Source organism: Lachnoanaerobaculum sanguinis, assembly GCF_033242365.1.
In the GTDB taxonomy this organism is placed as follows: domain Bacteria; phylum Bacillota; class Clostridia; order Lachnospirales; family Lachnospiraceae; genus Lachnoanaerobaculum; species Lachnoanaerobaculum sanguinis.
Map to the genome: position 1 here is coordinate 1 of NZ_BTHK01000035.1, position 2761 is coordinate 2761.

Annotated in this window: 1 tRNA gene and 3 rRNA genes; all 4 read right to left on the minus strand. The window is 47.7% G+C overall.

From position 1 onward, the window contains the following. Positions 1 to 2171, minus strand: a 23S ribosomal RNA gene (locus SBH76_RS13325); the annotation flags it as partial. Positions 2172 to 2371: 200 nt separating this feature from the next. Next, positions 2372 to 2444 (minus strand) — tRNA-Ala (locus SBH76_RS13330). Between the two features lie 3 nt (positions 2445 to 2447). Beyond that, positions 2448 to 2565: ribosomal RNA gene (rrf, locus tag SBH76_RS13335) — 5S ribosomal RNA — on the minus strand. Positions 2566 to 2634: 69 nt separating this feature from the next. Continuing rightward, positions 2635 to 2761: ribosomal RNA gene (locus SBH76_RS13340) — 16S ribosomal RNA — on the minus strand; the annotation flags it as partial.

Here is a 2761-nt window from a genome sequence, read left to right on the forward strand (position 1 = left end):
GGTGGTATCCCAACGGCGACTCTGCATAAACTGGCGTCCATGCTTCTTAGTCTCCCACCTATCCTGTACGAGTATTACCGAATCCCAGTACCAAACTGGAGTAAAGCTCCATGGGGTCTTTCCGTCCTGGCGCGAGTAACCAGCATCTTCACTGGTACTTCAATTTCACCGGGTGCATTGTTGAGACAGCGCTCAAATCATTACGCCTTTCGTGCGGGTCGGAACTTACCCGACAAGGAATTTCGCTACCTTAGGACCGTTATAGTTACGGCCGCCGTTTACCGGGGCTTCAATTCAAAGCTTCGTTTCCTGACTTCTCCTCTTAACCTTCCGGCACCGGGCAGGCGTCAGCCCATATACTTCACCTTGCGGTTTCGCATAGACCTGTGTTTTTGCTAAACAGTTGCTTGAGCCTTTTTTCTGCGACCACTCTATTAAAGTGGCACCCCTTCTCCCGAAGTTACGGGGTCATTTTGCCGAGTTCCTTAACAATGCTTCTCCCGCCGGCCTTAGGATTCTCTCCTCATCTACCTGTGTCGGTTTGCGGTACGGGTACATATAATACGATAGCGGCTTTTCTTGACGGCTCCCTAACCGACTTCGCTACTAATTTTCGGTACGCATCACGTTTTCCCCTTGCATGGTGGTTTTTCCTCCCATACAGGTACTTCGCTTGCCCCGGTTTTTGTCCTCCCGGGTTCGGTTTTAGTCTCCGTGTCCCCACAGTTCTGATTATATGTAGTACAGGAATCTGTACCTGTTATCCATCGACTACGTCTTTCGACCTTGCCTTAGGCCCCGACTTACCCTGAGTAGATCAGCTTTACTCAGGAAACCTTAGATATTCGGCCAAGAGGATTCTCACCTCTTTCTCGCTACTCATTCCGGCATTCTCTCTTCTTATTACTCCACCATTCCTTCCGGTATGGCTTCTACGCCTCTAAGAATGCTCCTCTACCAATGTATTACTACATTCCCAGGCTTCGGTGTTGTGTTTAGCCCCGGACATTTTCGGCGCAGGACCTCTCGACTAGTGAGCTGTTACGCACTCTTTTAATGTATGGCTGCTTCTAAGCCAACATCCTAGCTGTCTTCGAAATCCCACATCCTTTTCCACTTAACACACACTTTGGGACCTTAGCCGTAGGTCTGGGCTCTTTCCCTTTTGACTACCCAACTTATCTCGTGCAGTCTGACTCCCGTCAATCATCTAGCCGGCATTCGGAGTTTGATATCTCTTGGTAGGCTTTGACGCCCCCGCAAAAATTCAGTGCTCTACCTCCGGTAGACTAATAACGAGGCTAGTCCTAAAACTATTTCGAGGAGAACCAGCTATCTCCGGGTTCGATTGGAATTTCTCCCCTATCCACACCTCATCGCCACCCTTTTCAACGGATGTGCGTTCGGTCCTCCATTCACTTTTACGCGAACTTCAACCTGGACATGGATAGATCACCCGGTTTCGGGTCTACACATACAGACTATTACCGCCCTATTAAGACTTGGTTTCCCTTCGGCTCCGTATCTTTAATACTTAACCTCGCCTGTACATGTAACTCGCCGGACCGTTCTACAAAAAGTACGCGGTTCACCTTTCGGTGTTCCACAGTTTGTAAACATAGGGTTTCAGGTTCTTTTTCACTCCCCTCCCGGGGTTCTTTTCACCTTTCCTTCACAGTACTATACGCTATCGGTCACTGACTAGTATTTAGCCTTGGGGGGTGGTCCCCCCTGCTTCCCACAAGGTTTCTCGTGTCTCGTGGTACTCCGGATACTGCTGGATTCGATACATTTTCCCTTACACGGCTCTCACGCTCTTTGGCCCGCTTTTCCAAAACGGTTCAGGTAATATATCTTACTCGTATTGCAGTCCTCTACCCCGCAGTGCACGCACCACGGTTTGGGCTCTTACGATTTCGCTCGCCGCTACTTTCGCAATCACTGTTGTTTTCTTTTCCTCCGGCTACTTAGATGTTTCAGTTCACCGGGTTCCCCTCTGTACGTTATGTATTGGCGTACAGATACTTGGAGTTCTTCCAAGTGGGTTTCCCCATTCAGACATCTGCGGATCACTGAATATGTGCTTCTCCCCGCAGCTTTTCGCAGCTTGTCACGTCTTTCTTCGGCTGTCAGTGCCTAGGCATCCACCCTACGCTCTTTATGTTTAACCTCTTAAATCTTTTAGATTTAGTGTTTATGTATGACACTAGCGTGTATCATACACTATGTTTAAAAATTTATTTTTGTTATTAAATATCAATCACTTTAAAGTAATTGATACCTCGGATGTCTAATTATAAAATATTTATATAATTTCTCGTTTGGTATGCAGTTTTCAAGGTACATTTGAGCCAAAGATATTCTCTGGCAATGGAGATGAAGAGATTCGAACTCTCGACCCCCTGCTTGCAAGGCAGGTGCTCTCCCAACTGAGCTACACCCCCATAAATTGGCATCCACCTACTCTCCCATACCGTCTCCAGTATAGTACCATCGGCCGACCAGGTCTTAACCATCGTGTTCGGAATGGGAACGGGTGTGTCCCCTAGACGCATCGACACCAATAATGTTATATTTTTAGTACCTTTTTAATTTAGTACTAAACAGTACTCACAACCCCTACTTTATCCTTAGAAAGGAGGTGATCCAGCCGCACCTTCCGATACGGCTACCTTGTTACGACTTCACCCCAGTTATCCTCCCTGCCTTCGGCAGCTCCTTCCTTACGGTTAGGTCACTGACTTCGGGCATTGATGACTCC